Consider the following 26,375-nt stretch of genomic DNA (forward strand, 5'->3'; position numbering starts at 1 on the left):
CCCTTCTCAGTCAGATTTTGTTGACACCTTAATAAACATGTACCTCTACGGTGCCATAAGTTCCTGGATGAATCCTGATAGCCACCTCCGAACCCCTTGACGGCGCGGTCGTAAATCGGGCGTATGGTAGGCGCCGACCGAGACCCGCCCGAGGAGCACGACACTCATGTCCGTCACCCCCTGCGGCTTCCTGCGCACGCCGGAGAAGGGGCTCACCCGCCTGCGCGTGGGGGACGCCTTCGACCTCGACGCGCTCAGGGCGATGCGCGGGGTCGAGCTGGATTGGCCCGACCAAAGCGTCCCGCTCGACGGCGTCACCCACCTCGCGGCGGCGGGGATCCCGATCACCACCGAGCGCGCTCCCGGCTGGGTCCCGCGCGAGCTGGCGGCACTCCTGACCGACCGCCGGTGGCTGGCCCACGAGCCTGACGGCACCCTGCGGTGCGTGGCCGACCTGCGCCGCGAGGAGCACTCGGTGCGGCTGCGCCGCCTGGCCCACCGCACCTCCACCACGCCGCTGGTCAGCGTCGTGATGTCGACCATGCGCCCGCACCTGGTGCCCTTCGCGCTCGGCCAGTTGGCCCGCCAGCGCGGCGTGCGGGTCGAGGTCCTGCTCGGCCTGCACGGCATCGCCTTCGAGCAGGTACGGCAGGCCGTCGAGGACACCCCGCTGCCCGTGGAGTGGTTCGAGGCGGACTCCGGCGTCCCCTTCGGCGAGGTGCTCAACAAGGCCGCGGCCCCCGCCAGCGGCGACTACCTGGCCAAGTGGGACGACGACGACTGGTACGGCCCCGACCACCTGGCCGACCTGGTCATGGCCAGGACGTACTCCGGCGGCGACGTCGTCGGCACCACCGGCGAGTTCTTCTACCTGGAGCCCCTGGACGCCACGATCAGGCGCACCACGTTCGCCAGCGGCGCCGCCTACCGCAGCGAGGTGTTCGACGACCACGTGGCCGGCGGGACGATCCTGCTCAAACGCGACAGGTTTCATGAGATCGGCGGCTTCCCCGCGGTGCCGCGCGCGGTCGACCTCGGCTTCCTCAAGGCGGCCAGGGCCGCCGACGCCACCGTCTACCGCACCCACGGCCTCGGCTACGTGCTGCGCCGCGCGCTGTCCGGCGCGCACACCTGGCAGCTTCCGCTGGCCCACTTCCTCAAGGTGGCCGCCAACCAGTGGCGCGGCTTCCGCCCTAGCCTGCTGATGGAAGCCGCATGAGAATCAGGGGCAACGACTACCGGACGCTCCAGCCGGCCGAGGACTACACGCCGACGCTGACCGTCAGCGTCGTGGTGCCCGCCTACGGCGGCCAGGACAAGCTGGACCTCGTCCTCGAGGCACTGGCCGCGCAGACCTACCCGGCGTCGCTGATCGAGATCATCGTGGTCGACAACGGCAGCTCGCCGCCCCTCAGGCTCCCCGAAGGCGCCGATGCCCGGCTGATCGTCTGCGAGACCCCTGGTAGGGCCAATGCCCGAAATGCCGGACTCGCTGAAGCAGCCGGGGACGTCATCCACTGGCTCGACTCGGACGTCGTCCTGGCACCCGACGCGATCGAGGCGCACATGCGCTGGCACCACGCCGCGCCCTACCTCGTCGTCACCAGCTACATCCGCTTCACCGAGGCCCCGCTGCCCGACCACCTCGACCGCGACCTGGACAAGCTCTTCGAGCCCGCCGAGCCGCACTCATGGATCGTGGATCTCGTCGAGCGCACCAACGGCCTCACCGGCAACACGCAGCGCCCCTTCAGCCTGCACGTGGGCGGCGCCACCTCCGTCAACGCCCGCCTGATCAAGGCCGCGGGCCCCATGGACGACGACCTCGTCCTCGGCCAGGACACCGAGCTCGGCTACCGCCTGGCGCAGGCCGGCGCCGTGTTCGTCCCCGAACCCCGCGCCCGCGCCTACCACCTCGGGCCGACCATGCGGATGCGCGACAAGGCCCCCATCGACCGGGTCAGCCACGCCTTCGTCGCCGACCGCATCCCCGCCTACCGCTGGCTGCGCTCGCATCCGGGCCGCCAGTGGAAGGTGCCCTACGTGGCGGCCGTCGTCCAGGCCACCGCCTACGAGCAGACCCGCGTCACGGTCGACGCGCTCCTCGGCGGCACCGTCGCCGACGTCTCCGTCGTCCTCACGGGACCTTGGGACAGCCTCGCCCGCGACCGCCGCGCCCCGCTCCGCGATCCCGCCCTCGACCTGGTGCTGATCCGCGGGCACTACGAGCACGAGGGCCGGGTACGGCTGGCCGTCTCCGACGACGCCGTCGACCCGGCCATCCCCTTCGTGCTCCGCCTCCCGCCCGGCTGGGCGCCGGGCGAGGACACCCTGGCCCGGCTGCTCGAACTGGCCAAGGACGAGGGCCTCGGCCTGGTCAGCGCCCTGCTCGAGGAGTCGGCGGACGGCGTCCTCGCCGCCCGTCTTGAGCGCACCGCCTCCTTCGCCAGGGCGTCGATCGTCGCCCGGCCGGGAGAGCCCGTCGAGGACGCCGTGGACGACGTGTCAGGCGTGGTCTGGGTCGACGGCGAGACCTACGGGTTCACCGCGGAGCCGGTCGAGATCCTCGGCCGCCGCACCGCCTACCGGGCCAGGACCGAGGCACAGTCGGAGGCCGCCCGCCTGGCCAAGGAGGTCGAACGCCTGCGCGGCCAGGTCACCAGGTGGCGCGACGAGGCGGGCCGCTGGCGCAAGAGCGCGGTCGAGCTGCGCCGCGAGGTGAGCACCCTGCGCCGCCAGCTCGCCGCCGCCTCCCGCGTCCAAAAGAGCCTGCGCACCCTGCTGTCGGCGTCCGTGAAACGCGCGCTGCGCCGCAAGCTCCCCGACTAGCTAGTTGGCGCGGAGCGCCGAGCGGAGCCGGCCCAGCAGGGTGGACTCCTCCGACGCGGGGGCGGGCGCGGGCGCGGGCGGGATCGTGACGGGGTCGGGCTTGGGCGCGGGCCAGTAGCGGTCCGGCGCGGCGTGCCGTACGCCGTGGGTGGTCTCGATGACGTCGTCCACGTCGTCGCCGGGCGAGCCGAGGAGCTCGGCGCGGGCCAGGGCCGAGGTGCGCTCCAGACGGGCCGTGCGGCCGTCCGGCAGGTCGACGATCAGAACCCCGGTGAGGTCCTCCTGCACCGACTCGATCATGCGCTCGAGCGTCGCCTTGTGCAGCGGCACGTCCACAGGACCGCGGTAGCGGAACGGCGTCGGCGCCGGCGTGGGGGACGCCTCGTCGATCAGGCGGATCCTGTCGTCGTGTGCGAACAGGTCGCGCATCAGCCGCAGCTCGAAGCAGGGGTCGCCGAGACCCGTGCGCTGGTCGTCGCGCAGCCTCGACCACGGGCCGACCAGCGTCACGACCACGTCCTGCAGCCTGCCGTCCAGCGCCGCCGCGACGGCCTGCCGTACGACCTGCTCAGAGGTGTCCGTGACGTCGAGCACGATCTCCACGTACGGCACCAGCCACCGGCGGCCGCGGTCCTTGCGCAGGTCGCGGCGGAGCGGAACGCGGTGCGCCAGATAGGGCTCGACGGCCCGCACGGCGCGCTCCCTGTCGCGGTGCTGCGCGGGCAGCCCGAGATGGACGGCCTGCGCCTGGAGGTCGGGGATGAACACCACCCCGTGCATGGCCAGCCGGTAGGCGAACTCGGTGTCCTCGCCGCGCAGCACCGTCGGGTCGAGCCCGCCCACAGCGTGGAAGACCTCCCGGGGAAGGGCGAAGGTCGGTCCCGTGCACACGTGGTAGGGGTTGCGGCTCTTGCGCAGCCCGTCGGTCTTGGCGATCGTCGCCTCGGTCGAGCTCGGCCTGGCGTTGTCCAGGTCGAACAGTTCTCCCAGGTGTCCCGCCCGGAAGACGTCTTCCGCCGTGAGCGGCGGAACCTCGACGAACCGCTTCATCCCGATCGTGACCAGGTAGTCCGTCACGTGGTGCCAGCGGGCCAGCGCCTCGATGTGCTCGCGGCAGGCGACCATGTCGGAGTCGAGCCGCTGGATGAGCTCGCCGTCGGCGGCCCTGGCACCGGCGTTGACCGCGTTGGAGATGCCCCAGCCCGTCTCGGGCCTGACCAGGCGGGTGTTGACCGGCCTGATCTCCGGCAGCGCGATCGGCGGCTCGCTGCCGTCGTCGACAACGAGGACCTCCATCAGGTGGTCCGGGTACGTCTGCGCCGCCAGCGCGGCGAGCGTGAACTCCAGGTGCGGCCCGCCGTGCGCCGGGACCACGACGCTCACCGAAAGGGCAGGCGACCAGGCCCCGAGCCCGGGTGGCGTGAGTGGAGAGTAGTCGTTCTGCGTGAGGGCAGGACGCGCGTTCATGGTGGTGACCCCCTGCGCCAGACCCTAGACCCAGATGCTGAATATTTCCTGAATAGTGGCAACAGGACCGCCCCCTGGCGTCCCGCTAGACTCGGTGCCCAACACCGCAGGTAGGGAGTCATCATGAGCAGGGCGTGGCGTGGCCTTATCGAGGAATATCGCGAGCGGCTTCCGGTCACCGCGAAGACGCCCGTCATCACGCTGCTCGAGGGCGGCACGCCGCTGCTGCCCGCGCACCGCGTGTCCGCGCTCACCGGGTGCGACGTCTACCTCAAGGTCGAGGGCGCCAACCCGACCGGCAGCTTCAAGGACCGCGGCATGACCGTGGCCATCAGCAAGGCCGTCGAGGAGGGCGCCAAGGCGGTCATCTGCGCCTCCACCGGCAACACCTCCGCCTCGGCCGCCGCCTACGCGGTACGCGCCGGGCTCACCTGTGCCGTCCTGGTGCCGCGCGGCAAGATCGCGATGGGCAAGCTGGCCCAGGCGCTGGTGCACGGCGCCACGCTGCTGCAGGTCGAGGGCTCCTTCGACGACTGCCTGGAGATGACGCGCAAGCTGTCGTCGTCCTACCCGATCGCGCTGGTCAACTCGGTCAACCCGTACCGGCTGCAGGGCCAGAAGACCGCGGCCTTCGAGATCGTCGACGCGCTCGGCGAGGCTCCCGACATCCACTGCATCCCCGTGGGCAACGCGGGCAACATCTCCGCCTACTGGATGGGCTACAAGGAGTACTCCGACAAGCGGCCGCGCATGTTCGGCTTCCAGGCCAGCGGCGCCGCGCCCATCGTCCAGGGAGCGCCGGTCGCGCACCCGCACACGATCGCCACCGCGATCCGCATCGGCAACCCCGCCTCGTGGCGCCTGGCCGAGGAGGCACGCGACGAGTCCGGCGGCGTCATCCAGTCGGTGACCGACCGCCAGATCGCCGCCGCCTACAAGCTGCTGGCCCAGGAGGAGGGCGTCTTCGTCGAGCTCGCCTCGGCCGCCAGCGTGGCCGGCCTGCTCCAGGCCCACGCGCAGGGGCTGCTCGAGCCGGGGCAGCGGGTGGTCTGCACGGTCACCGGCAACGGGCTCAAGGACCCCGACTGGGCCATCTCCGGCGCCCCCGCCCCCGTCACGGTCCCGATCGACGTCCACGCGGCCGCTGCCGCGCTCAACCTGGCCTGACGGGCTTGTTCTTCAGTACGGCGGGCATCAGCCCGGCCCGCCGTACAGGATCCTCATGAGCGGTGAGAAACACATGGTGAACATTCGAGTCCCCGCCACGTCCGCGAACCTCGGGCCGGGGTTCGACTCGCTCGGCCTGGCGCTGACGCTGCACGACGACGTCGAGGCGGAGCTCACCGGACCGGGCGTCGAGGTCACGGTCGAGGGTGAGGGCGCCGGCGAGCTCGACCTGGGCGAAGGACACCTGATCGTCAAGGCGATGCGCAAGGCGTTCGACCGGATGGGCATGAAACAGCCCGAGGGGATCCGGCTGCGCTGCCGCAACAGGATCCCGCACGCCCGAGGCCTGGGCTCCTCGTCGGCGGCCATCTGCGCGGGCATCCTGGCCGCCAGGGCGCTCGGCACCGGAGAACTGTCTGACGACGAGGTGTTCGCGCTGGCCACCGAGATGGAAGGGCATCCGGACAACGTGGCGCCGTGCCTGGCCGGCGGCCTGACCATCGCGTGGACGCACCAAGGCGGATCACCGCGTATGGTGAAGCTGGTTCCCGACGCGCGCATCCGCCCGGTCGTGCTCGTCCCGGCGACGCGGCTGTCCACGGAGGCGGCTCGGGGGCTGCTGCCGAAGGATGTGCCCCACAAGGACGCCTCCTTCAATGCCGGAAGGGCCGCGCTGCTGATCGCCGCGCTGACCCAGCGGCCGGAGCGGGGGCTCTTGCTGGCGGCGACCGAGGACCGGCTGCATCAGGACTACCGCGCGCCTGCCATGCGTGCGAGCGCGGATCTGGTAGAACGTCTACGTGCAGTGGGCGTGCCCGCGGTTGTTTCGGGAGCGGGTCCCACCATCCTTGCGTTTTCGACCTCGGATTCGCAGGATTTGATCGCGCCAGAAGTGGGTAATGACTGGCACATCCAGCTATTGGACGTCGACCCGGATGGGGCGACCGTTCAGGTTCCCGAGACACGCTGATGCCTCTTTAGACCTTCAGGGAATAGCCGTGTGCGCTGGTGATGTTAGGCTGGTAGCCGCACCAGATGCCCCCTTGTTGGGTGCGTGCTTGTCAGCCGTACATCGCTGCATCATGTCTCACGTCGCGAGACGTGGGCAGCGCGGCTGTCTCCCCGGAACCCGTTGCCTCCGGTTGGCCCACACCCGGTTGGCCCAACGTGAGGCGGCGCCGACGGGGCTGAGCGCGTTCGAATCTCCTCGACATCTGGCTGGCGACATCTGGGGGGTGTTTTCCACGCGCCACCGTCCTGTGGATGCCTGGACGAGCCCCTCCACAAAGTGTGGCGACCGCCGTCCCGGCGGCGGCCGAAGATCGCAGAGTGCACCCCGACCCGGTCTGTCCCGCCGGATCGCAAGCACCTCCGGGACGCCCGGCATGAGATACCCGGCGCCCGACCCCTGGGAAGGACCTTTTAGTTGAGCGACACCACCGAACTCCTCTCCGACGCATCAGGCGCATCTGCGCAGCCTGCGTCCGGCGACACCCCCACTCGCGCCGCGGCCAAGCCTCGCGCGCGTCGCTCCGGCACCGGCCTGTCCGCCAAGGTGCTGCCCGAGCTGCAGAAAATCGCTGCCGAGCTCGGCATCAGCGGGACCGGACGCATGCGGAAGAGCCAGCTCATCGCGGCCATCCAGGAGAAGCAGGGTGGCAGCGGTGACGGCGCCTCCGCCCCGGCCGCCGAGGCGGCGCCCGCCCCGGCGGTGACGGCCGAGCCGGCGCCCGCCGCGGAGCGTCCCGCCCGCAGCAGGAGGGAACGTTCCCGGGCCAGGAGCGTCGAGGAGAGCACCCCGCAGGCCGCCGCCGAGCCGGTGGCCGCGGCAGAACCGGCCGTTCAGGCCGCACCGCCGGTGGTCGCCGACCAGCCGGCCACGACCGTCGACAGTGGGCAGGGCGAAGGCCGTGCCGTCGAGCAGGGCGAGGGGCGCGAGCGCGGCGAGAGCCGCCGCGAGCGCCGCAGCAGGGGCGAGCGCCGGGAGCGCGGCGAGCGACCCACCAACGACCGTGCCAGCAGCGACCGTGGCGAGGGCGGCCGTGCCGACCAGCGGGCGGCCGACGCCGGCAACCGCGGTGACCAGCGCGGCGGCGACCAGCGCGGCGACCAGCGTGGCGACCTGCGCGGCGACCAGCGTGGCGGTGACCAGCGCGGTGGCGACCAGCGCGGTGGCGGGGACGACGACGACCGTCGTGGCCGCAGGGGCCGCTTCAGGGAGCGCAACCGCGGCCGTGGCCGTGACCGCTTCGACAGCACCGAGCCCGTCATCGGCGACGACGACGTGCTCATCCCGATCGCCGGCATCCTGGACATCCTGGACAACTACGCGTTCGTCCGCACCAGCGGCTACCTGCCGGGCAGCAACGACGTCTACGTCAGCCTGGCTCAGATCCGCCGCAACGGCCTGCGCAAGGGCGACGTCATCACCGGCGCCGTCCGGCAGCCGCGCGAGGGCGAGCGCCGCGAGAAGTTCAACGCCCTGGTCCGCCTCGACACCGTCAACGGCATGGACCCGGACCAGGCCCGCAACAGGCCGGACTTCAACAAGCTCACGCCGCTCTACCCGCAGGAGCGCCTGCGCCTGGAGACCGAGCCGAACATCCTGACCACCAGGATCATCGACCTCGTCTCCCCGATCGGCAAGGGCCAGCGCGGCCTGATCGTCTCGCCGCCCAAGGCCGGCAAGACGATGGTGCTGCAGGCGATCGCCAACGCGATCACCCGCAACAACCCCGAGTGCCACCTCATGGTCGTCCTCGTCGACGAGCGGCCGGAGGAGGTCACGGACATGCAGCGCTCGGTCAAGGGCGAGGTCATCCACTCGACCTTCGACCGTCCCGCCGAGGACCACACCACGGTCGCCGAGCTCGCCATCGAGCGCGCCAAGCGGCTGGTGGAGCTGGGCCACGACGTGGTCGTGCTGCTCGACTCGATCACCCGTCTCGGCCGCGCCTACAACCTGGCCGCGCCCGCCTCGGGCCGCATCCTGTCGGGTGGTGTCGACTCGACCGCGCTCTACCCGCCCAAGCGCTTCTTCGGCGCCGCCCGCAACATCGAGAACGGCGGCTCGCTGACGATCCTCGCCACGGCCCTGGTCGAGACCGGGTCCAAGATGGACGAGGTCATCTTCGAGGAGTTCAAGGGCACCGGCAACGCCGAGCTCAAGCTCAACCGCTCGCTGGCCGACAAGCGCATCTTCCCCGCGGTGGACGTCGACGCGTCCGGCACCCGTAAGGAAGAGATCCTCATGGCCAAGGATGAGCTCAGCATCGTCTGGAAGCTGCGCCGGGTGCTGCACGCGCTCGACATGCAGCAGGCGCTCGAGCTCCTCCTGGAGAAGATGAAGGAGACCAAGTCGAACGCGGAGTTCCTGCTCCAGGTCCAGAAGACCACCGTGAGCAACGACCGCGACTGACCATGACGAAAGGGCGGCGAGAGTTTCTCGCCGCCCTTTCGCTTGCTCCGCATCACCTTGTACGGCAGGCCGCCCGCCGTACGGGAGTTACCGCACGTCGACGAAGTCCTGCGGGGACAGTGCGCTGCGGGTCGTGGACGTGGACTCCACCTTGGCGCGCCAGTAGCCGTCCTTGGCCGCCTTGAACAGCTTGGCGTACTTGCCCGTCGAGGTGGCCTTGACCAGGCCCATCAGCTTGTACTTCGTGGTGCCCTTGGCCTTGAAGTACACCTCGACCTCGGCGCCCTTGTAGGCGGCCGAGCCGCGCAGGACCTTGCCCGCGACCTTGAAGCGCTTGCCCTGCGCCACCTTGGCCGGCGCCTGCAGGGTGATCCTGGCCTTGGCCTTCTTGGAGACGCCCCCGGTGGGCTCCTCGACCGTGAAGCCGGCCACGCCCTTGAGCGTCTGGCCCGCGCGGGTGGCGTACACCTCGAGCGTCCACGCGCCCGCCGTCGAGTCGTCGGCCATGTAGGTCACGCCCGAGTACGTCCCGTCGTTGTTCGAGTCGAGCGCGCCCAGGTCGTAGTACTCGCCGGTGTCGTTGCTGACGAGCTTGGCCGACACCGTGCTCGCGCCGTTGGCCGTGGCCTCCACGGAGACCTTGACGTCCTTGCCCTTGCGTAGCTTGACCGGGTTGGGCGTGACGGAGGCGGCCGTGATGCCCTGCTTGGCCGTCACCTTGATGGTGAAGGCGTTGTCGCCGCTGTTCGTGCCCCTGGTGACCTTGACGTGGAGCTGCCAGTCGCCGGCCGGGTCGTCCTTGCCGATGCCGAACGTGCCGCTGACCGGCGCCTCGGACCCGCTCTTGGTCCAGTCGCCGAACGCCACCGCCCTGTCGGCCTTGCCGGGCGGCGTCACGGTGCCGGAGATGCCGGTGGCCGTGCCCGGGTCCTTCAGCTTGAGCGTGACCGTGACCTGGATCTCCTTGTCCAGGGGTACGTACGCGTCGGACGAGGCCGCCCCGTTGAAGTCCGAACCGGCGGCGTTGGCGGCCTGCAGTCCGGTACCCCCGAGGAGAAGCGCGGCCCCCGTCGCGGTTGCCAGCAGCAACCGCAGCCTCTTCATCATCTGGTGTCCTTAATGTGTGCCTTTGTGTGCGCGGGAGCCTAGTGTGACAGGAGTGGCGTCGCCATAAGGTTCCGGGGAATGCCTCGTGGCCTGGGATGGTTCCAGCATCTGGCACACTGTTAGCTGAACCGAAGCGGTTCCGGTTCCCGCCGTGCCGGCGACCCGGCGACCGCCAGCTGAGAGGACTCTCATGAAGCCCGACATTCACCCCGATTACCACGTGACCCAGGTGTCCTGCTCCTGTGGCAACACGTTCACGACCCGCAGCACCGCCAAGAACGGTGTCATCCACGCCGACGTGTGCTCGGCCTGCCACCCGTTCTACACGGGCAAGCAGAAGATCCTCGACACGGGCGGCCGGGTTGCGCGCTTCGAGAAGCGCTTCGGCAAGAAGGCCTCGGGCAAGTAGCTCGATCGACGCCGGCTCGGACGCACAGCAGGTGCGCCGGGTCGGCGTTGTTGGTGAAAGGGCCAGAATCTTCCAGGTAAGGACGCACGGTGAATCTTGACGACACGCTCAAGGAATATGCCGAGCTGGAGACCCAGCTCGCCGACCCCGCCGTGCACGCCGACCAGAACAAGGCCCGCACGCTCGGCAAGCGCTACGCCCAGCTGACCCCCGTCGTGGGCACCTACCGCGAGCTGGAGACCGCCCGCGAGGACCTGGCCGCAGCCAAGGAGCTGGCCGCCGAGGACGAGGCGTTCGCCGCCGAGGCGACCGAGATCGAGCAGCGCATCCCGCAGCTCGAGGAGCGCCTGCAGCACCTGCTCATCCCGCGCGATCCCAACGATGACAAGGACATCATCATGGAGATCAAGGCGGGCGAGGGCGGCGAGGAGTCGGCGCTGTTCGCCGGCGACCTGCTGCGGATGTACCTGCGCTACGCCGAGCGGCTCGGCTGGAAGACCGAGGTCATCGACGCGCAGCACTCCGACCTGGGCGGCTACAAGGACGTCACCGTCGGCATCAGGGCCAAGGGCGACGAGGGTGTGTGGTCCAGGCTGAAGTTCGAGGGCGGCGTCCACCGCGTGCAGCGCGTGCCCGTCACCGAGTCGCAGGGCCGCATCCACACCAGCGCCGCGGGCGTCCTGGTCTACCCGGAGGCGGAGGAGGTCGACGTCCAGATCGACCCCAACGACCTGCGCATCGACGTCTACCGCTCCAGCGGCCCCGGCGGCCAGTCGGTCAACACCACCGACTCCGCGGTCCGCATCACGCACCTGCCCACCGGCACGGTCGTCTCCTGCCAGAACGAGAAGAGCCAGCTGCAGAACAAGGAGTCGGCGCTGCGCATCCTGCGCGCCCGGCTGCTGGCCATCGCCCAGGAGGAGGCCGAGGCCGCTGCCCAGGCCGAGCGCAAGTCGCAGGTCCGCACCGTCGACCGCTCCGAGCGCATCCGCACCTACAACTTCCCGGAAAACCGCATCTCCGACCACCGCGTCGGCTTCAAGGCGTATAACCTCGACCAGGTGCTCGACGGCGAGCTGACCGCCGTCACCCAGGCCCTCATCGACGCCGAGCTGGCGGAGAAGCTCGCACAACACTCATGAGTTTTCTGCTGGACGAGATCGCACACGCCACCGCCCGGTTGGCCGAGGCAGGCGTGCCGTCGCCGCGCACCGACGCGGAGGAGATAGCGGCCTTCGTCCACGGCGTGCGCAGGAGCGAGCTCCACACCGTCAGGGACGCCGACTTCGACGCCCTGTTCTGGGAGGGCATCGCCCGGCGCGAGGCCCGCGAGCCGCTGCAGCACATCACCGGCCACGCCTACTTCCGCTACCTGGAGCTCAAGGTCGGCCCCGGCGTGTTCGTCCCCAGGCCGGAGACCGAGGTGGTGGCCGGCTGGGCGATCGAGACGCTGCGCGCCATGGACGTGGCCGCCCCGCTGGTCGTCGACCTCGGCACCGGCTCGGGCGCCATCGCCCTGTCGATCGCGCAGGAGATCGCGCTGGCCGAGGTGCACGCCGTCGAGGTCGACCCCGCGGCGTACTCCTGGGCCAAGCGCAACATCGCCGAGCACGGCCAGGGCCGCACCCACCTGCACCCGGAGGACCTGACCGACGCCTTGCCCGAGCTCAACGGCAAGGTCGACCTGGTCATCTCCAACCCGCCCTACATCCCGCCCGGCGCGATCCCGCGCGACCCCGAGGTGCGCGACTACGACCCCACGCGCGCGCTGTACGGCACGGGCGACGACGGCCTGGGCGAGGTCAGGGCGGTCGAGCGTACGGCCCGCCGCCTGCTGCGCCCCGGCGGCTGGGTCGCCGTCGAGCACGCCGACCAGCAGGGCCGCGACGTCTACCTGACCTTCCCCGAGGACAGGGGCTGGCGCGACGTACGGCTGCGCCAGGACCTGACCCGCAGGGACCGCTTCGTCACCGCCAGACTCGGCCAGGACTAGGATGCACGCCGTGGGACGACGTTTTGACTGCACGGATCTCGACCAGCGGGCCGAAGGCCTGACCGAGGCGGCCGCCGCGGTGCGCCGCGGCGAGCTCGTGGTGCTGCCGACCGACACGGTCTACGGCATCGGCGCCGACGCCTTCACGCCCACCTCCGTGACCGCACTGCTCGAGGCCAAGGGCAGAGGGCGCGACATGCCGCCGCCCGTCCTGGTGGGCACCGTGCGGGCCGCGAGCGCGCTGGTGGAGGACCTGGGCCCCTACGGGCAGGACCTCATCGACGCGTTCTGGCCGGGCCCGCTCACGCTGGTGTGCAAGGCCAACAGGGCGCTGTCGTGGGACCTGGGCGAGACCAAGGGCACGGTGGCCGTGCGCATGCCGCTCCACCCGGTGGCGCTCGACCTGCTGAAGGAGACGGGCCCGATGGCGGTCTCCAGCGCCAACCGCTCCGGCGCCCCGGCCGCCACGACCGCGGAGGAGGCCGAGGAGCAGCTGGGCGACTCGGTGGCCGTCTACCTCGAGGCAGGCAGGACGACCGACAACACGCCCTCCACGATCCTGGACCTGACCACGGCCGTGCCGCGGCTGCTGCGCAAGGGCGCGATCCCGGTGGAGAAGCTGCGCGGCATCATCGGCTACGTGGCCACCGACTCCTGAGCCATACCCGCTGGCTATCCCCGCTGCGCGGGTCGTGCCTCGCCCCCTAGCGTGATTGCGGGAGCGGCGACACGTCGGGAGTGAGCCATGGGCAAGTTCGACGGTATGGATCCGAAGCTGGTCCGCGAGCTGCTGGCCGAGGTCAAGCGGGTGGCGGGGGAGCTGCGGACGACGGAGAGCCGCGTCGCCCACGTGATGAGCGTGGCGGGGCTGCCCACCCAGACCACGCATCGGCCGTCCCAGGTGGCCGACGCCGCCGACACGATGGTGCACGACGTGTCGGCGCGGCTGGCGCTGCTGGAGAAGAAGCACGACCCGACTCCGACGACGATCGTCGGCGGCGACCAGCACACGACCACCGGCGACCACACCCCCGCGCAGGACCACAAGCCGGTCTCCGACCCGCCCTCGGACCACAAGCCCGCGTCCGACCAGCCCTCCGGCCACACGACGGAGTCCGGGCACCAGACCGTGTCCGGCGATCTGGCGGCCGAGTCGGGCAAGCACGACCAGGCCAAGGACCCCGTCACCCAGCCGACGCAGCTCGACCCGCACAAGCCGCACGTCGTGGAGGTCGACGGCGTCAAGGTGCTCCAGGTCCCCATCGACCCGCCCACCGCCACCGAGCTCAACGACCTGATCAAGAACATCGACCAGGTGCAGCCGCACGACCTGCCCGCCGCGACGGTTCACCACCCTGGCCAGGTCGAGCCGGGCGACGCCCGCCCCTGGGTCAACGACGGCAGCGATGTGGTCTCGGTCAACGTCAAGCCCATCAGCCCCGAGGCGCTCAAGAACCTCATCGACCACATCCGCGACGTCCAGCCCATGGACATGCCGCACGTCGAGGTGCCCAAGGGGGAGTGGGGTCACGGCGACTGGGCGCCCAAGCACATCCAGCCCGACGGCCCGACCGGCACCGTCGATCCCGGCGGTCCCACCCACCACACCGCGCCCCCGGGCTCCTCGGATCACGCGACCACGGCCGGCGGCGGCGTGCACGCCGTACAGGGGGTGGACGACGGTGGCGGGCGAGACGCGCAGAGCGCGTACGCCGATGACGGGAGCGACGTGGTGTCGGTGAACGCCAAGCCGCTCGACCTGGACGCGCTCAGGACCCTGCACGACCACGTCCGCGAGGTGCAGCCGCTGGACATGCCGGGCGTCGAGGTGCCCAAGGGCGAGTGGGGCCACGGCGAGTGGACGCCCAAGGACATCGAGCCGGACGGCCCCACGGGCACGATCGAGCCGGGAGCCCCGGAGAGGAGCGCGTGATGTACGCAGACCCGCCCGCCCCGCAGCCCCGCCAGCCCGGCGAGAACCCGCCGAGCACCGGCAGCGCCAACCCGCTCGACGGCCAGCCGAGGGCGTGGGAGTTCAACCCCGAATACCAGCGCCTGGTGACGGCGTGGCAGACCGCGCTGCCCTTGCTGGAGTCGCTCACGACGGCGCTCGACAAGGCCTACCAGCTCGCCAGGAGCCCGCAGACGTGGGACGCGCCGGTGGGCGGCCGCTACGTCCAGGACCTGGCTGAGTGGCGCTCCAGGCTGGCCATGTACCGCCAGGCCGTGCTCACCTCGATCAGCGACGAGGCCGCCGACACGCCGCGCTGGGTGCCCAGTGCGACGGGGGCACCTCATGCTTTCTCGTGATTCGGTCGTACAGTGGGGAAATGGGTGAACAGCCCTACTACGGCCCGGATTTCAATCTGCTCCAGCGCCAGGACCCCGAGGTGGCGCAGGTGCTGCTCGACGAGCTCGACCGCGTTCGCGGCGGGCTGCAGCTGATCGCCAGCGAGAACTTCACCTCGCCCGCCGTGCTGGCCGCGCTGGGTTCCACGCTCACCAACAAGTACGCCGAGGGGTACCCCGGGCGGCGCTACTACGGCGGCTGCGAGGTCGTCGACCGGGCCGAGCGCCTGGCCATCGACCGGGCGCGCAGGCTCTTCGGCGCCGAGCACGCCAACGTCCAGCCGCACGCGGGCGCCACCGCGAACCTGGCCGCCTACGCCGCCCTCCTGCAACCGGGCGACACCATGCTGGCCATGGCGCTCCCGCACGGCGGCCACCTCACGCACGGCTCGAAGGTGAACTTCTCCGGCCGCTGGTTCGACGTCGTCTCCTACGGCGTGCGGCGCGACACCGAGCTCATCGACTACGACGAGGTCCGCGAGCTGGCCCTGCGCCACCAGCCCAAGCTCATCGTCTGCGGCGCCACGGCCTACCCGCGCCTGATCGACTTCGCGGCCTTCCGCGGCATAGCCGACGAGGTGGGCGCCTGGCTGCTCGCGGACGTGGCGCACACCATCGGGTTGATGGCCGGCGGGGCGATCCCGTCGGCCGTGCCGTACGCGGACGTGGTCACCTTCACCACCCACAAGGCGCTGCGCGGGCCGCGCGGCGGCGGGATCCTGTGCACGGCGGAGCTGGCCGCGAAGATCGACAGGGCGGTGTTCCCGTTCATCCAGGGCGGGCCGCTGATGCACGCGGTGGCGGCCAAGGCGGTGGCCTTCGGCGAGGCGTCGCGGCCCGAGTTCCGCGACTACGCGCACAAGGTCGTGGCCAACGCGCAGGCGCTGTGCGAGGCGCTCGCGGTGGAGGGCATGCGCCCGGTCTCAGGGGGTACGGAGACCCATCTGGCGCTCATCGACCTGCGCCCACTCGAGGTCACGGGCGCCGAGGCCGAGAGGCGCTGCGCGGATGCCGGGATCACCCTCAATCGCAACGCGATCCCGTATGATCCTGAACCGCCGGCGATCACGTCAGGTGTCAGAGTGGGCACTCCCTGTGTCACCACGCAGGGGATGGGGCCACAGGAGCTGAAGGAGGTAGGAACCCTCGTGGCGCAGGCCGTACGCTATCCCGACACCGTCGTCGAGATACGGGAAAGAGTGAAGGCGCTCTTGGCCATCCATCAGCCATATCTCAGCGAATATTAAGCCGTTCTGTGTCGATTTCCGGCCACAGCAGGCCGGAGCATCCGGGAAACTAGGTCCGTGCGCGAATACCTGTTCATGGCGCTCATAGCGGCGGCGGTGACGTACCTGCTCGTCCCGCTCGTGCGACGCTTCGCGATCCGCATCGGCGCCATGCCCGAGGTCCGTGACAGGGACGTGCACACCACCCCGATCCCCAGGCTGGGCGGCCTGGCCATGTACGGCGGGCTGGTCGCGGGCCTGCTGACGGCCAGCGAGCTGACCAACACCGGCAAGACGCTCGCCGAGTCCGACGGACACCCCGTGATGGCCCTGCTCGTGGCGGGCGGCATCATCACGCTGACCGGGTTCCTGGACGACTGGTGGGGCATGGACGCCTTCATCAAGCTGGGCGGCCAGATCGCGGCCGCCGGCGTGCTCGTCTACTCGGGGCTGCGCCTGACCTACATCCCGCTGCCCAAGGACTGGGGCGGCTCGCTCAGCCTCGACTACCCGCTGAGCACGATCATCACGATCCTGGTCGTGGTCGTGGCGATCAACGCCATCAACTTCGTCGACGGCCTCGACGGGCTCGCGGCCGGGATCGTGTGCATCTCGGCGATGGCCATCTGGGCCTACTCGATCCTGCTGAAGCAGAGCATCTCCGGTGACCGCATAGCCACCACGGCCGCCATCGCCGCCGTGCTGATCGGGGCCTGCCTGGGCTTCCTGCCGCACAACTTCCACCCGGCCAAGATCTTCATGGGCGACACCGGCGCCATGCTGATCGGGATGGTGCTGGCCTCCTCGTTCGTCACGGTGACGCCGGTCGACCCGACCGTGATCGAGAACATGAACCGGTTCGGCGTGCTGATCCCGCTGCTCATCCCGGCGGCGCTGCTGGTGCTGCCGCTGGTCGACCTGATAACCGCCGTCGTCAGGCGCACCTCGCAGGGGTTGTCGCCGTTCGCGCCCGACCGCGGCCACCTGCACCACCGGCTGCTCGACATCGGACACTCGCAGCGTACCTCGGTGCTGATCATGTACGCGTGGACGTTCCTGTTCGCGTTCGGCATCGTCGCGATGTCCATCGCCACCGTGCCCGTGGTGCTGTTCCCGATCGCCGTGGTGCTCGCGGTCGTCGTGCTGGTGGCGATGGCCGCGCCGCGCTGGCGCGGCAGGGGCGGCGCCCACGCGGCCGAGCGCAAACACCCCTCCGACGACGACGGCCCGCCCACCGGCCCGATGCCTCCGATCCCGCCCGTGATGGACGACGAGGTGACCAAACAGGTCAGGCGGCCGGTCATGCCGCCCACGCAGGAACGGGCCACCGCCGACGGGCAACCGGTCATTCACGCCTTTCCGGGCAGTTCATGATCGCGAAGTAGAAACGGCAGGTAAAAGCGGTCATCGGTGAGCTTGTGATATCTTTCACGAGCAGGGGCCCCCACCACACAGGTTCTGGGGGTAGCAAACGCTCGCTTGATAATTTGCTGATGGAGCACCGATGCAGGCCAACGACGTGCGCGTACTCAAGAGCGCCGCGCTGCCCACACTGGTCGTGGGAGTGCTCGCCGTGGTCCTGGCCTTCCTGCTCGCCGGGGGCAAGGGAGCGCTGGGCGCGACGATCGGCACCTTGCTCGTAGGTGTTTTCTTCAGCATCAGCGTGGTAGCCGTCTCCTATGCCGCCCGGATCTCGCCGCACATGATGGCCGCCGCCGCGATGGTCAGCTATCTAGTCAAAGTGGTCGTCATCATGGTGATGCTGGCCACATTCCGTGACACGTCCGCGTGGGACACCAGGGCGTTCGCCTGGACCGTCGTGGCGTGCACGCTCGTGTGGACCGCCTTCGAAGTCCGCGCCTTCATGAAGACCAAGATGCTGTACGTCGACCCCGACGCCAAGGTTCCCGGGCACGGCGACTCATGATCCGGGTAAAGGGATGGGGCCCGATATGACTAGTCCTCCTCTTCCCTGCTATCGTCAAGCCCGCGATGAGCGAACAGGAACGCCGGCCGGAGAACGACGGTCGCGACTTCGCCGACGCCATGTGGTCGATCCCCAGCTATCTGCTCGCAGGGATGGCGATCTATGGCGGACTCGGGTGGTTGCTGGACCGCTGGCTTGGCCTGTCCGCGCTCTTCCCTATAGGCGTGGTTTTTGGGGTCATGCTGTCCGGCTACCTGGCCTACCGCAAGTTCAGTCGCTAGCGCCACGCTGCGATCGCCCCACTCAGAAATCCTCTGTGATCCGTTACGACGTTGAAGGGAACGCCGCGTGAATGCGCTGACGGTCCTCGCCACCGCAGACGATGGTGGATTCAAGGCACCCACGCCTCAGGAACTGTTCAACCTTCCTCCGATCATCCCCGGCGTCGACTGGTTCACGAAGCCGGTGCTGCTCGCCATCCTGAGCGCCATCATCGTGCTGGCCGTCTGCTGGGCCGGGTTCGCCAACCCGAAGATCGTTCCCAGGGGCGTGCAGAACGTGGCCGAGTACGGCTACATGTTCGTGCGTGACCAGGTCGCCAGGCCGTTCCTGGGCAAGGACGCCGACCGGTGGATGGGTCTGCTGCTGTCGATCTTCTTCCTGGTCCTGGTCTGGAACTTCATGGGCGTCATCCCCATCGCCCAGTTCCCCGTCGCCTCGCACATCGCCTTCCCGATCGTGCTGGCCGGCACCATCTACATCCTCAAGATCTACCTGGGCGTCAAGCACCAGGGCGCCATCGGCTACTTCAAGAACATGATGTTCCCGCCGGGGCTGCCCAAGATGATCTACGTGCTGCTCGCCCCGATCGAGTTCCTCTCGAACATGATCATCGCGCCGTTCACGCACGCCGTGCGACTGTTCGCGAACATGTTCGCGGGGCACATGCTCCTCGCGTTCTTCAGCATGGTCGGCTTCTGGTTCCTGTTCCAGGAGCTGACTCCCCTCGGCGCCCCCCTCGGTGCCGTCGGCGTCGTCATGACGATCATCTTCACCGGCTTCGAGATGTTCATCGAGTTCCTGCAGGCGTTCCTGTTCGCCATGCTGGCCGCGATGTACATCGGCGGTGCGCTGCACCCCGAGCACTGACCCCGAAAGTCCAGACCGGTACCCACACCGGCCGTCCAGTAAAGGAAGAACAGTAATGAGCGTTCTCGCTGAGGTCTCCGGCAACGTCACCGCCATCGGTTACGGTCTTGCCGCCATCGGCCCCGGCATCGGCGTCGGCATCATCTTCGGTCAGGGCGTGCAGGCCATCGCCCGCCAGCCGGAGGCCTACGGCCTGATCCGTCAGAACATGCTCCTGGGCTTCGTCCTCACCGAGGCCCTCGCCCTGATCGGTCTGGTCGCCCCCTTCATCTTCGCGGGCATCAAGTAACCAGAAGAAACCCCTGACGAAAGGCTGCGACCATGACCAAGGCAGCTACGCTCCTCGCGGCGGAGGAGCAGGCCTACAACCCGCTCCTCCCGCACACGTTCGAGCTCGTCGTCGGTATCTTCTCGTTCGCCGTCGTCGCCATCTTCCTGATCAAGGTCCTCGTCCCGCGTATCCAGAAGACGCTGGCCGAGCGGACCGACGCTATCGAAGGCGGCATAAAGCGAGCGGAAGAGGCTCAGGCCGAGGCGTTGGCTTTGCAGAAGCAGTACCGCGACCAGCTCGCAGAGGCCAGGCACGAGGCGGCTCGCCTGCGTGAAGAGGCCCGCGAGCAGGCAGCGCAGATCAAGGCCGAACTCCGCGAGGAGGCTCAGGCCGAGGCGCGCCGGCTCATCGACGCCGCGCACGCTCAGATCGAGGCCGACCGCCAGGCCGCCTTCGCCCAGCTCCGCACCGAGATCGGTCGCCTGTCGACCGACCTGGCCGGCCGCATCGTCGGCGAGTCTCTCGAGGACGAGGCCAGGCAGCGCCGTACCGTCGACCGGTTCCTCGATGAGCTCGAGGCGGTCCGCTGATGATCGGTCTGAGCAGGACCTCGCTGGCGGAGGTCGAGGAGCGCTTCAACGCCGTGGCGGGAAGCGCTGATCTCGGCACCCTCGCCGACGAGCTGTTCGCGATCGCGGATCTGCTCGACCGCGAGCACGGCCTGCGGCGTGCTCTGTCCGACCCGGCCCGGCCGGCCGAGCAGAAGGCGCAGACCGTGCGCGGGCTGCTGTCCGGCAAGGTCAGCGAGCCCGCGATCGCCACCGCCGAGGCCGCCGTGTCGGCCAAGTGGTCGCGCGCGGGCGACCTGTCCGACGTGCTCGAGCGGCTCGGCGTCGTCGCCGCCGTCGGCGAGGCCGAGGCACAGGGCAAGCTCGACGACGTGGAGGACGAGCTCTTCCGCTTCGGCCGCATCATCGCCGGCAATCCCGAACTCCGCCGCGCCCTCACGGACGCCGCCGCCCCAGAGGACGGCAAGCGGCAGCTGCTGCGCGACCTGCTCGACGGCAAGGTCGCGCCGACCACGCTGCGTCTCGTCACGCAGCTGGTGCTGCACCCGAGAGGACGTAGCCTGGAGAGCGGGCTGGAGGAGTACGGCCAGCTGGTGGCCCAGCAGCGCCAGCGCCTCGTGGCAGTGGTGCGCAGCGCCGTCGAGCTGTCCGAGGAGCAGAAGCGGCGCCTGGCGGCGTGGCTGAAGAGCTCCTACGGCCGCGACGTGCACCTGAACGTCGAGGTGGATCCGCGAGTGCTCGGTGGATTCTCGGTCCGCATCGGCGACGAGATCATCGACACCACCATTGTGGGACGAATCGAAGAAGTCCGCCGCCGGTTGGCCGGCTAGGCGAATAGGGAGACAGAGTAGAGATGGCGGAGCTTACGATCCGGCCGGACGAGATCCGGGACGCGCTTGAGCGCTTCGTCCAGGCGTACGAACCGGAAGGCGCCGCGCGCGAGGAGATCGGGACCGTCGTCGACTGTGGCGACGGCATCGCCCATGTCTCCGGCCTGCCCTCGGCGATGGCGAACGAGCTGCTCGAGTTCGAGGACGGCACGCGCGGCCTGGCACTGAACCTCGACACCCGTGAAATCGGTGTCGTTATCCTGGGCGACTTCAGCAAGATCGAGGAGGGCCAGTCGGTCCGCCGGACGGGCGAGGTCCTGTCCGTGCCGGTCGGCGACAACTTCCTCGGCCGCGTGGTCGACCCCCTGGGCAACCCGCTCGACGGCAAGGGCGCGATCGAGTCCGAGGGCCTGCGCGCCCTCGAGCTGCAGGCGCCGTCGGTCGTCCAGCGCCAGCCGGTGAAGGAGTCCCTGGCCACCGGCATCAAGGCGATCGACGCCATGACCGCGATCGGCCGTGGTCAGCGCCAGCTGATCATCGGTGACCGTGGCACCGGCAAGACCGCGATCGCCGTCGACACCATCCTCAACCAGCGCGACAACTGGGCCTCCGGCGACCCGCAGAAGCAGGTTCGCTGCGTCTACGTCGCCGTCGGCCAGAAGGGTTCGACGATCGCGCAGGTCAAGGCCCGCCTCGAGGAGGCCGGTGCGCTGGAGTACACCACGATCGTGGCCGCTCCCGCCTCCGACCCCGCGGGTTACAAGTACCTTGCCCCGTACACCGGTTCGGCCATCGGCCAGCACTGGATGTACCAGGGCAAGCACGTCCTGATCGTCTTCGACGACCTGACCAAGCAGGCCGACGCCTACCGCGCCGTGTCGCTGCTGCTGCGTCGCCCGCCGGGTCGTGAGGCCTTCCCCGGCGACGTGTTCTACCTCCACTCGCGCCTGCTGGAGCGCTGCGCCAAGCTCTCCGACGACATGGGCGCCGGCTCGATGACCGGCCTGCCGATCATCGAGACGAAGGGTAACGACGTCTCGGCGTTCATCCCGACCAACGTCATCTCCATCACCGACGGCCAGGTCTTCCTCGAGACCGACCTGTTCAACGCCGGTGTGCGTCCGGCGATCAACGTCGGTATCTCCGTGTCCCGAGTCGGTGGCTCGGCGCAGGCGAAGGCGATGCGGAAGGTCGCGGGCACGCTGCGTCTGGCGCTGTCCCAGTACCGTGACCTGGAGGCGTTCGCCGCGTTCGCCTCCGACCTCGACGCCGCCTCCAAGGCTCAGCTCGAGCGCGGTCTGCGTCTGGTCGAGCTGCTCAAGCAGCCCCAGTACAGCCCGTTCTCGCTGGAGCGCGAGGTCGCCTCGGTGTGGGCCGGCACCACCGGTGAGCTGGACGAGGTCCCGGTCGAGGACATCCGCCGCTTCGAGTCGGAGTTCCTGGACTACATCCAGACCGCGCACAAGGGCATCTTCGACGCGGTCCGCGAGACGCGCGAGCTGTCCGACGACACGGTCACCGCTCTGAAGGACGCCATCACGGAGTTCAAGAAGGGCTTCACCACCTCTTCCGGTGAGCTGCTCATCAAGGACGAGCCGGTCGCGCCGCTGGAGGCCGAAGAGGTCGGCCAGGAGAAGATCCGCAAGGTTGTCCGCAAGGCGGAGAAGTAGGTCATGGGTGCCCAGCTAAGGCTGCTGCGGCGGCGGATCAAGTCGGTCAAGTCGACCGCCAAGATCACGCGCGCCCAGGAGCTCATCGCTTCCTCGCGGATCGTGCGAGCGCAGCAGCGGATGCAGGCGGCCCTGCCGTACGAGCGTGAGATCACGCGCGCCGTCACGGGGGTCGTCAGCAACGCCGCCAGCGTGGACCACCCGCTGACGGTGGCGAAGGAGAACCCCGCCACGGCGGGCGTGCTCGTCGTCACCAGCGACAGCGGTTTCTGCGGCGGCTTCAACGCCAACGTGCTGCGCGAGGCGGAGGCCCTGCGCGGGCTGCTGGAGAGCCGCGGCCTGAAGGTGACGCCGTTCGTGACCGGGCGCAAGGGTGTCACCTGGCACTCCTTCCGCAACCGCGAGATGGGCGGGCAGTGGGTCGGCTTCTCCAGGAAGCCGGCCTATGCCGACGCCAAGGAGATCGCGCAGGTGCTGATCGACTCCTTCAAGGACGAGAACGGCATCGACGAGATCCACATCGTCTCGACCGAGTTCGTCTCGATGCTGACCCAGAACGTGGTCGTCAAGCGGATCCTGCCGCTTGAGGTCGAGGAGACCGAGGCGAGCGCGAGCGACGCGATCCCGCCCTACTACGAGTTCGAACCGACCGCGGCCGACGTGCTCGAGTCGCTCCTTCCGCGTTACGTGGAGTCGCGCATCTTCACCGCGCTGCTGGAGTCGGCGGCCTCGGAGGAGGCCGCACGCCGCCGCGCCATGAAGTCCGCTACGGACAACGCCAACGAGCTGATGAGGGTCCTCACCCAGGACATGAACCAGGCTCGCCAGGCCGAGATCACCCAGGAAATCAGCGAGATCGTCGGTGGCGCCAACGCGCTCGCTGACGCCGCAGCGGGGAAAGAGTGAAATGACTGCAGAAGCTGTTGAGACCGTGGAGAACTCCGCGGCCGGAACGGGCCGGGTGGCGCGCGTCAACGGCCCCGTCGTCGACGTGGAGTTCCCCGTCGATGCGATGCCCGATATCTACAACGCGCTCCACGTCGAGGTCACCCTCGGTGGCGAGACCAAGACGCTGACCCTCGAGGTCGCCCAGCACCTCGGTGACAACCTGGTGCGCGCGATCTCCATGCAGCCCTCCGACGGCCTGGTCCGCGGCGCTGCCGTGACCGACACCAACGCCCCGATCTCGGTGCCCGTGGGCGACGTCGTCAAGGGCCACGTGTGGAACGCGCTCGGCGAGACGCTCGACGTTCCCACCGCGTCCCTGAAGATCAACGAGCGGTGGGGCATCCACCGTCCGTCGCCGGCCTTCGACCAGCTCGAGTCGCGCACGGAGATGCTGGTCACCGGCATCAAGGTCATCGACCTGCTCACCCCGTACGTGCAGGGTGGGAAGATCGGCCTGTTCGGTGGTGCCGGTGTCGGCAAGACCGTTCTGATCCAGGAGATGATCCGCCGGGTCGCCCGCAACTTCGGTGGCACCTCGTGCTTCGCCGGTGTGGGCGAGCGTACCCGTGAGGGCAACGACCTCTGGCTGGAGATGGAGGAGGCGGACGTCCTCAAGGACACCGCGCTCGTCTTCGGTCAGATGGACGAGCCGCCGGGCACCCGTCTGCGCGTGGCGCTGTCGGCGCTGACGATGGCGGAGTACTTCCGCGACGTGCAGAAGCAGGACGTGCTGCTGTTCATCGACAACATCTTCCGCTTCACGCAGGCCGGTTCCGAGGTCTCCACGCTGCTGGGCCGCATGCCGTCGGCCGTGGGTTACCAGCCCACGCTGGCCGACGAGATGGGCGTGCTCCAGGAGCGCATCACCTCGACCCGTGGTCACTCGATCACCTCCATGCAGGCGATCTACGTGCCCGCGGACGACATCACCGACCCGGCGCCGCACAACGCGTTCGCTCACCTGGACGCGCAGACCGTTCTGTCCCGGCCGATCTCGGAGAAGGGCATCTACCCCGCGGTGGACCCGCTCGACTCCAGCTCCCGCATCCTCGACCCGCAGGTCGTCGGTGAGGAGCACTACGCGGTCGCCCAGGAGACCAAGCGGATCCTGCAGAAGTACCGTGAGCTCCAGGACATCATCGCGATCCTCGGTATCGACGAGCTGTCCGAGGAGGACAAGGTCACCGTGCAGCGGGCCCGCCGGATCGAGCGGTTCCTGTCGCACCCGATGTACGCTGCCGAGGCGTTCACCGGCCAGCCGGGCGAGAACGTGCCGCTGGACGAGACCATCGCCTCCTTCAAGGGCCTGTGCGCCGGCGAGTACGACCACCTTCCCGAGCAGGCGTTCTTCATGGTCGGCGGCATCGACCAGGCTGTGGCGAAGGCCAAGGAACTCGAGCGCTGATCATCGCCCGTGGCGGGGGCCCTGCCCCCGCCGGAAAGGAAGCTACGTGGCGAAGCTACGAGTTGGGGTTGTCTCGCCCGAGCGGGAGATCTGGTCGGGCGAAGCCGACATGGTGATTGCCAAGACCGTGGACGGCGAGATCGGTATTATGCCGCAACACGCACCTGTGCTCGGCGTCCTGGTCGAGGGCGGCGTGCTGCGCGTGAAGCGGGAGGGCGCCGACGACCTCGTCGCGGCCGTGCACGGCGGTTTCATCTCCGTGGCGGACGACGAGGTGTCCGTCCTCGCCGAGGTGGCTGAGCTCGGGTCCGAGGTCAACGTCTCGGCCGCCCGCGATGCGCTCGAACGGGCGCAGGCCTCGATCGAGGCCAACCAGGAGGACGCCGACGCGGCTGTCGCGGCCAAGCGGGCCAGGGCCCGGCTGCGCGCGGCAGGCGAAGAGGTCTGACGTACACAAGCCAAGGGGGCGGCATGGTAGCGGCGATTCTCATCTGTTTGCTGCTGTTTGCCGCCCTGGTGGTGGTACGTGCCATCGTGTTGAACGGCAACGTGCCGTGCCGGCTCCGCGTCGGCAACCACCGCTGGCGTAGCGGGGTAGCCCGCTACGCCGCTGGGGAGCTCCACTGGATTCCCCTGCTGGGTCTGCGACTGAGGCCGCGCCACGCGATCGCGAGGCGCGGCCTCGTCGTTTCCTCCCGCCGTCCGCTCGACGGCGAACTGTTCGCGGTCGACTGCTCGGGCACGACGCACGACATCTCGCTCGCGATGAGCGCCGACGCGCTCACCGGCTTCCTGGCCTGGCTGGAGTCGGCTCCTCCCAGCGCCTACCTCGACGTCGCCTGATCCGTTACCGGGTGCCGCCCGGCTTCCACAGGATCTCCGTGCCGTCGTGCGCGATCCTGCACAGGATGAACAGCAGGTCCGACAGCCGGTTCAGATACTTGGCCGTCAGCGGGTTCGTGTCGTCGTGCTCGTGCAGCGCGGCCCAGGCCGTCCGCTCGGCCCGCCGTACCGTGACCCTGGCGACGTGCAGTTGGGCGGTGGCCGGGTCGCCGCCAGGGAGGATGAAACTGCGCAGCGGCTTGAGCCGCTCGTTGAAGGCGTCGCACTGCTCCTCCAGCCAGTCGATGTAGGACTGCTCGACCCGTAGCGGCGGGAAGGGCGGATCGTCGACCACCGGCGTGGCCAGGTCGGCGCCGAGGTCGAAGAGCTCGTTCTGGACGCGGCCGAGCACGGCGGTGATCTCGGGGGAGAGCGTGCCGTAGGCCAGGGCCAGGCCGATCGCGGCGTTGGCCTCTTCCGCGTCGGCGTAGGCGGCCAGCCGGGGGTCGGTCTTGGCGGCCCGGCTCATGTCGGCCAGCGCGGTCGTCCCGTCGTCCCCGGTGCGGGTGTAGATCTTGGAGAGGACGACGGGCTTGTCCTTGTCTGCTCGGGTCATGCTGTCCAGGATCGCACGCCGGCAGCGAACGTCCTGTTTGCCGTCTGACGCCCGTAGAGCGAGGGTAGACACGTTTGTCCGGGGTGCCGGTGGTCGTGCCGCTGTAGCGCTTGTGCGGCCCGCGGGAGGCACTGCAGGCGCTTGGCTGTGCGCTCCGGCGGATGACAAATGTCAAAGCAGGGCGGTGATTTCGGCAACTACCA

At 69.4% G+C, this 26,375-nt stretch carries 27 protein-coding genes; 24 read left to right on the top strand and 3 right to left on the bottom strand.

All coding sequences use genetic code 11. The features are described from left to right. Positions 1 to 166 precede the first annotated feature (166 nt). Both KIK09_RS23990 and KIK09_RS23995 read left to right on the top strand, forming a co-directional pair. Complete coding sequence (locus KIK09_RS23990; RefSeq protein ID WP_214321512.1) at positions 167 to 1,219, top strand: glycosyltransferase family 2 protein; 1,053 nt, start codon at positions 167 to 169, stop codon at positions 1,217 to 1,219. Next, on the top strand, positions 1,216 to 2,829 hold the full coding sequence (locus KIK09_RS23995; protein WP_214321513.1) for a glycosyltransferase family 2 protein: 1,614 nt from the start codon (positions 1,216 to 1,218) through the stop codon (positions 2,827 to 2,829). The genes KIK09_RS23990 and KIK09_RS23995 overlap by 4 nt, the downstream gene beginning before the upstream one ends. Here KIK09_RS23995 and KIK09_RS24000 read toward each other — a convergent pair whose 3' ends face one another. After that, on the bottom strand, positions 2,830 to 4,296 hold the full coding sequence (locus KIK09_RS24000; protein ID WP_214321514.1) for a glycosyltransferase family 2 protein: 1,467 nt from the start codon (positions 4,294 to 4,296) through the stop codon (positions 2,830 to 2,832). Positions 4,297 to 4,419: 123 nt separating this feature from the next. Here KIK09_RS24000 and thrC point away from each other — a divergent pair, with 123 nt between their 5' ends. The 3 genes from thrC (at position 4,420) to rho (ending at position 8,881) form a co-directional block, all read left to right on the top strand. After that, the gene (gene thrC, locus KIK09_RS24005; RefSeq protein WP_214321515.1) at positions 4,420 to 5,463 is read left to right on the top strand and encodes a threonine synthase; all 1,044 of its coding nucleotides are present in this window, start codon (positions 4,420 to 4,422) and stop codon (positions 5,461 to 5,463) included. A 55-nt stretch (positions 5,464 to 5,518) separates the two neighbouring features. Then, entirely contained in the window at positions 5,519 to 6,433 is a 915-nt protein-coding gene (thrB, locus tag KIK09_RS24010; RefSeq protein ID WP_250573565.1) for a homoserine kinase, read from the top strand. Positions 6,434 to 6,889: 456 nt separating this feature from the next. Next, complete coding sequence (rho, locus tag KIK09_RS24015) at positions 6,890 to 8,881, top strand: transcription termination factor Rho (RefSeq protein ID WP_214321516.1); 1,992 nt, start codon at positions 6,890 to 6,892, stop codon at positions 8,879 to 8,881. Between the two features lie 87 nt (positions 8,882 to 8,968). On the opposite strand, the gene KIK09_RS24020 is transcribed toward rho, so the two are convergent. Continuing rightward, positions 8,969 to 9,988, bottom strand: a complete 1,020-nt coding sequence (locus KIK09_RS24020; protein WP_214321517.1) for a COG1361 family protein — start codon at positions 9,986 to 9,988, stop codon at positions 8,969 to 8,971. Positions 9,989 to 10,178: 190 nt separating this feature from the next. Here KIK09_RS24020 and rpmE point away from each other — a divergent pair, with 190 nt between their 5' ends. From rpmE to KIK09_RS24115, 19 genes are all read left to right on the top strand, one after another. Continuing rightward, entirely contained in the window at positions 10,179 to 10,397 is a 219-nt protein-coding gene (gene rpmE, locus KIK09_RS24025; protein ID WP_214321518.1) for a 50S ribosomal protein L31, read from the top strand. 89 nt (positions 10,398 to 10,486) lie between these two features. Beyond that, positions 10,487 to 11,539: a peptide chain release factor 1 gene (gene prfA / locus KIK09_RS24030; RefSeq protein WP_214321519.1), complete on the top strand. Its 1,053-nt coding sequence runs from the start codon at positions 10,487 to 10,489 to the stop codon at positions 11,537 to 11,539. Then, positions 11,536 to 12,390 (top strand): peptide chain release factor N(5)-glutamine methyltransferase, encoded by an 855-nt coding sequence (gene prmC, locus KIK09_RS24035; protein WP_214321520.1) that lies wholly within the window; start codon positions 11,536 to 11,538, stop codon positions 12,388 to 12,390. Before prfA ends, prmC begins: the two co-directional genes overlap by 4 nt. 10 nt (positions 12,391 to 12,400) lie before the next feature. Next, on the top strand, positions 12,401 to 13,048 hold the full coding sequence (locus KIK09_RS24040) for an L-threonylcarbamoyladenylate synthase (protein WP_214321521.1): 648 nt from the start codon (positions 12,401 to 12,403) through the stop codon (positions 13,046 to 13,048). A gap of 87 nt (positions 13,049 to 13,135) precedes the next feature. Then, positions 13,136 to 14,323 carry a hypothetical protein gene (locus KIK09_RS24045; protein ID WP_214321522.1) on the top strand — a complete coding sequence of 396 codons (1,188 nt, stop codon included), beginning with the start codon at positions 13,136 to 13,138 and terminating at the stop codon, positions 14,321 to 14,323. Further along, the gene (locus KIK09_RS24050; RefSeq protein WP_214321523.1) at positions 14,323 to 14,700 is read left to right on the top strand and encodes a hypothetical protein; all 378 of its coding nucleotides are present in this window, start codon (positions 14,323 to 14,325) and stop codon (positions 14,698 to 14,700) included. Before KIK09_RS24045 ends, KIK09_RS24050 begins: the two co-directional genes overlap by 1 nt. Positions 14,701 to 14,720: 20 nt before the next feature. Next, entirely contained in the window at positions 14,721 to 15,986 is a 1,266-nt protein-coding gene (gene glyA / locus KIK09_RS24055) for a serine hydroxymethyltransferase (RefSeq protein ID WP_214321524.1), read from the top strand. Positions 15,987 to 16,043: 57 nt separating this feature from the next. Beyond that, positions 16,044 to 17,339, top strand: a complete 1,296-nt coding sequence (locus KIK09_RS24060; protein WP_214321525.1) for a glycosyltransferase family 4 protein — start codon at positions 16,044 to 16,046, stop codon at positions 17,337 to 17,339. A gap of 130 nt (positions 17,340 to 17,469) precedes the next feature. Next, positions 17,470 to 17,892 carry a Cg1360 family ATP-synthase-associated protein gene (locus KIK09_RS24065; protein WP_214321526.1) on the top strand — a complete coding sequence of 141 codons (423 nt, stop codon included), beginning with the start codon at positions 17,470 to 17,472 and terminating at the stop codon, positions 17,890 to 17,892. A gap of 65 nt (positions 17,893 to 17,957) precedes the next feature. Further along, the gene (locus KIK09_RS24070) at positions 17,958 to 18,173 is read left to right on the top strand and encodes an AtpZ/AtpI family protein (protein ID WP_250573566.1); all 216 of its coding nucleotides are present in this window, start codon (positions 17,958 to 17,960) and stop codon (positions 18,171 to 18,173) included. Positions 18,174 to 18,240: 67 nt separating this feature from the next. Next, positions 18,241 to 19,041 carry a F0F1 ATP synthase subunit A gene (atpB, locus tag KIK09_RS24075; protein WP_214321527.1) on the top strand — a complete coding sequence of 267 codons (801 nt, stop codon included), beginning with the start codon at positions 18,241 to 18,243 and terminating at the stop codon, positions 19,039 to 19,041. 55 nt (positions 19,042 to 19,096) lie between these two features. After that, a complete protein-coding gene (gene atpE, locus KIK09_RS24080) occupies positions 19,097 to 19,330 on the top strand; it encodes an ATP synthase F0 subunit C (RefSeq protein ID WP_214321528.1) in 234 nt (77 codons plus the stop codon). Positions 19,331 to 19,362: 32 nt separating this feature from the next. After that, a complete protein-coding gene (locus tag KIK09_RS24085; RefSeq protein WP_214321529.1) occupies positions 19,363 to 19,902 on the top strand; it encodes a F0F1 ATP synthase subunit B in 540 nt (179 codons plus the stop codon). Beyond that, on the top strand, positions 19,902 to 20,711 hold the full coding sequence (locus KIK09_RS24090; protein WP_214321530.1) for a F0F1 ATP synthase subunit delta: 810 nt from the start codon (positions 19,902 to 19,904) through the stop codon (positions 20,709 to 20,711). Before KIK09_RS24085 ends, KIK09_RS24090 begins: the two co-directional genes overlap by 1 nt. 23 nt (positions 20,712 to 20,734) lie before the next feature. Further along, the gene (gene atpA / locus KIK09_RS24095; RefSeq protein ID WP_214321531.1) at positions 20,735 to 22,381 is read left to right on the top strand and encodes a F0F1 ATP synthase subunit alpha; all 1,647 of its coding nucleotides are present in this window, start codon (positions 20,735 to 20,737) and stop codon (positions 22,379 to 22,381) included. 3 nt (positions 22,382 to 22,384) lie between these two features. Beyond that, positions 22,385 to 23,287, top strand: a complete 903-nt coding sequence (locus KIK09_RS24100; RefSeq protein WP_214321532.1) for a F0F1 ATP synthase subunit gamma — start codon at positions 22,385 to 22,387, stop codon at positions 23,285 to 23,287. Between the two features lies 1 nt (position 23,288). Further along, the gene (atpD, locus tag KIK09_RS24105; RefSeq protein WP_214321533.1) at positions 23,289 to 24,734 is read left to right on the top strand and encodes a F0F1 ATP synthase subunit beta; all 1,446 of its coding nucleotides are present in this window, start codon (positions 23,289 to 23,291) and stop codon (positions 24,732 to 24,734) included. A 46-nt stretch (positions 24,735 to 24,780) separates the two neighbouring features. Continuing rightward, entirely contained in the window at positions 24,781 to 25,182 is a 402-nt protein-coding gene (locus tag KIK09_RS24110) for a F0F1 ATP synthase subunit epsilon (RefSeq protein WP_214321534.1), read from the top strand. 23 nt (positions 25,183 to 25,205) lie between these two features. After that, positions 25,206 to 25,577: a DUF2550 domain-containing protein gene (locus KIK09_RS24115; protein WP_214321535.1), complete on the top strand. Its 372-nt coding sequence runs from the start codon at positions 25,206 to 25,208 to the stop codon at positions 25,575 to 25,577. Between the two features lie 4 nt (positions 25,578 to 25,581). On the opposite strand, the gene KIK09_RS24120 is transcribed toward KIK09_RS24115, so the two are convergent. Beyond that, the gene (locus KIK09_RS24120; protein ID WP_214321536.1) at positions 25,582 to 26,172 is read right to left on the bottom strand and encodes a cob(I)yrinic acid a,c-diamide adenosyltransferase; all 591 of its coding nucleotides are present in this window, start codon (positions 26,170 to 26,172) and stop codon (positions 25,582 to 25,584) included. Positions 26,173 to 26,375: the final 203 nt, after the last annotated feature.

Source organism: Nonomuraea sediminis (assembly GCF_018531495.1).
GTDB classification, from domain to species: domain Bacteria; phylum Actinomycetota; class Actinomycetes; order Streptosporangiales; family Streptosporangiaceae; genus Nonomuraea; species Nonomuraea sediminis.

Bases quoted from the DNA above. Each gene is read 5' to 3' on its own strand.
- KIK09_RS23990 (WP_214321512.1), top strand. From the start codon at position 167: ATGTCCGTCACCCCCTGCGGCTTCCTGCGCACGCCGGAGAAGGGGCTC.
- KIK09_RS23995 (WP_214321513.1), top strand. From the start codon at position 1,216: ATGAGAATCAGGGGCAACGACTACCGGACGCTCCAGCCGGCCGAGGAC.
- KIK09_RS24000 (WP_214321514.1), bottom strand. From the start codon at position 4,296: ATGAACGCGCGTCCTGCCCTCACGCAGAACGACTACTCTCCACTCACG.
- thrC (WP_214321515.1), top strand. From the start codon at position 4,420: ATGAGCAGGGCGTGGCGTGGCCTTATCGAGGAATATCGCGAGCGGCTT.
- thrB (WP_250573565.1), top strand. From the start codon at position 5,519: ATGAGCGGTGAGAAACACATGGTGAACATTCGAGTCCCCGCCACGTCC.
- KIK09_RS24020 (WP_214321517.1), bottom strand. From the start codon at position 9,988: ATGATGAAGAGGCTGCGGTTGCTGCTGGCAACCGCGACGGGGGCCGCG.
- rpmE (WP_214321518.1), top strand. From the start codon at position 10,179: ATGAAGCCCGACATTCACCCCGATTACCACGTGACCCAGGTGTCCTGC.
- prmC (WP_214321520.1), top strand. From the start codon at position 11,536: ATGAGTTTTCTGCTGGACGAGATCGCACACGCCACCGCCCGGTTGGCC.
- KIK09_RS24045 (WP_214321522.1), top strand. From the start codon at position 13,136: ATGGGCAAGTTCGACGGTATGGATCCGAAGCTGGTCCGCGAGCTGCTG.
- KIK09_RS24050 (WP_214321523.1), top strand. From the start codon at position 14,323: ATGTACGCAGACCCGCCCGCCCCGCAGCCCCGCCAGCCCGGCGAGAAC.
- glyA (WP_214321524.1), top strand. From the start codon at position 14,721: ATGGGTGAACAGCCCTACTACGGCCCGGATTTCAATCTGCTCCAGCGC.
- KIK09_RS24065 (WP_214321526.1), top strand. From the start codon at position 17,470: ATGCAGGCCAACGACGTGCGCGTACTCAAGAGCGCCGCGCTGCCCACA.
- KIK09_RS24070 (WP_250573566.1), top strand. From the start codon at position 17,958: ATGAGCGAACAGGAACGCCGGCCGGAGAACGACGGTCGCGACTTCGCC.
- atpE (WP_214321528.1), top strand. From the start codon at position 19,097: ATGAGCGTTCTCGCTGAGGTCTCCGGCAACGTCACCGCCATCGGTTAC.
- KIK09_RS24085 (WP_214321529.1), top strand. From the start codon at position 19,363: ATGACCAAGGCAGCTACGCTCCTCGCGGCGGAGGAGCAGGCCTACAAC.
- KIK09_RS24090 (WP_214321530.1), top strand. From the start codon at position 19,902: ATGATCGGTCTGAGCAGGACCTCGCTGGCGGAGGTCGAGGAGCGCTTC.
- atpA (WP_214321531.1), top strand. From the start codon at position 20,735: ATGGCGGAGCTTACGATCCGGCCGGACGAGATCCGGGACGCGCTTGAG.
- KIK09_RS24100 (WP_214321532.1), top strand. From the start codon at position 22,385: ATGGGTGCCCAGCTAAGGCTGCTGCGGCGGCGGATCAAGTCGGTCAAG.
- atpD (WP_214321533.1), top strand. From the start codon at position 23,289: ATGACTGCAGAAGCTGTTGAGACCGTGGAGAACTCCGCGGCCGGAACG.
- KIK09_RS24115 (WP_214321535.1), top strand. From the start codon at position 25,206: ATGGTAGCGGCGATTCTCATCTGTTTGCTGCTGTTTGCCGCCCTGGTG.
- KIK09_RS24120 (WP_214321536.1), bottom strand. From the start codon at position 26,172: ATGACCCGAGCAGACAAGGACAAGCCCGTCGTCCTCTCCAAGATCTAC.